Annotated in this window: 2 protein-coding genes; both read right to left on the bottom strand. The window is 43.5% G+C overall.

Annotation, left to right across the window (positions count from 1 at the left end):
- Window positions 1-664 (bottom strand): histidine--tRNA ligase (gene hisS / locus A3756_RS18975; protein WP_082865370.1); only part of this gene is annotated, 664 nt, incomplete at its 3' end.
- 74 nt (window positions 665-738) lie between these two features.
- Window positions 739-1,024: flavodoxin-dependent (E)-4-hydroxy-3-methylbut-2-enyl-diphosphate synthase (locus tag A3756_RS18970; protein WP_197481384.1), on the bottom strand; the 286-nt coding region annotated here is incomplete at its 5' end.

The following is a 1,024-nucleotide window of genomic DNA, read 5'->3' as shown; positions in this document are numbered from 1 at the left end:
GCGCATTCGCGAGAATCTCTTGGGTCTTAGTATTTTTGCTATCCAGGATTCTTAGAGGGTTTGTTTTCATCCTACGCAGACTATCTTCGTCAAGCTGATCAGCATAACCTTCAAGATAAGCAACTAATGCATCTTTAAAGGACTTGCGCTCTTCAGGCAAGCCTAAAGAGTTTATCTCTAACACCACATGTTCAGATAAACCAAGCTGCTTCCACAAGCGAGCAGTCATCATGATCAACTCAGCATCAATATCAGGCCCTTTAAAACCAAAACACTCAACACCGACCTGATGGAATTGGCGATATCTTCCTTTTTGTGGACGCTCATGTCTGAACATCGGCCCTGTATACCACAAGCGCTGAGTCTGGTTGAACAATAGACCATGCTGCTCGGCTGCTCGAACGCAGCATGCAGTTCCTTCAGGGCGCAGGGTTAAACTGTCACCGTTTCTATCTTCAAAGGTATACATTTCTTTTTCAACGATATCGGTAACTTCTCCGATAGAGCGTTTAAATAGTTCTGTCTGCTCGACAATAGGCATGCGAATTTCTTGATAGCCATAACTTTGGAGCACACCTTTTATATGCCCTTCCAAGTACTGCCAAACTGCAGATTGCCCGGGTAACAAATCATTCATTCCACGGATAGCTTGTATTTTTGCCAAGGTTTAATCCTTATTATCTAGAACTTCTCTCGAGCTCACTTAGCAAGCAAGAGGAAAAATTACAGTGTTAAATTCTATGCTTTTGCAATCACCTGAGACTCCTGGGCCTCTTTGGCTGCGACCTTGGACCTGATGTTTCGCTCTAAATCATCAACAAGTGTTGTGTTAGCTAATTTATGGTCCGGCTTTCCATCAAGGTAAAGTAAATTATTCGGCGATCCACCGGTCAGACCAACGTCTACTTCTTTAGCTTCACCCGGACCATTTACAACACAGCCAATTATCGCAACATCCAATGGCGTCGTGACGTCTTCTAAGCGCTCTTCCAATTCATTCATTGTCTGAACAACATCAAAGTTT

The organism is Oleiphilus sp. HI0086 (genome assembly GCF_001635225.1).
Note: the sequence above shows the minus strand (reverse complement) of the source record. Positions and strands in the feature narration are given on the sequence as shown.